Source organism: Stenotrophomonas sp. SrG, from assembly GCF_050031795.1.
Taxonomy (GTDB): domain Bacteria; phylum Pseudomonadota; class Gammaproteobacteria; order Xanthomonadales; family Xanthomonadaceae; genus Stenotrophomonas; species Stenotrophomonas rhizophila_A.
Genome location: NZ_JBNBBE010001747.1, coordinates 1 through 230 on the forward strand (window position 1 = coordinate 1; position 230 = coordinate 230).

The following is a 230-nucleotide window of genomic DNA, read 5'->3' on the forward strand; positions in this document are numbered from 1 at the left end:
CCGGCCGAGCTCGGCGCGCTGCCCCGACCACGGCGTGCCGACTGGCTTCCAGCAGGCGAATTCGCAGATCTCGGTCACCACCGGCGGCAATGACCAGCGGGATCCGGAAACCTCGCGCAGCTTCAGTGCCGGCTTCGTGTGGAGCCCGTGGTTCGGCAACAATGCCTCGTGGGCCGAGCGCGTCGACGGGGAAGTGACCTTCTACCGCCACAACATCGAAGGTGCGATCC

At 67.4% G+C, this 230-nt stretch carries 1 pseudogene; it reads left to right on the forward strand.

Features of this window, described 5'->3' with window-relative positions:
- Positions 1 to 230: pseudogene (locus ACQG3P_RS25245) on the forward strand (TonB-dependent receptor domain-containing protein); the annotation flags it as partial.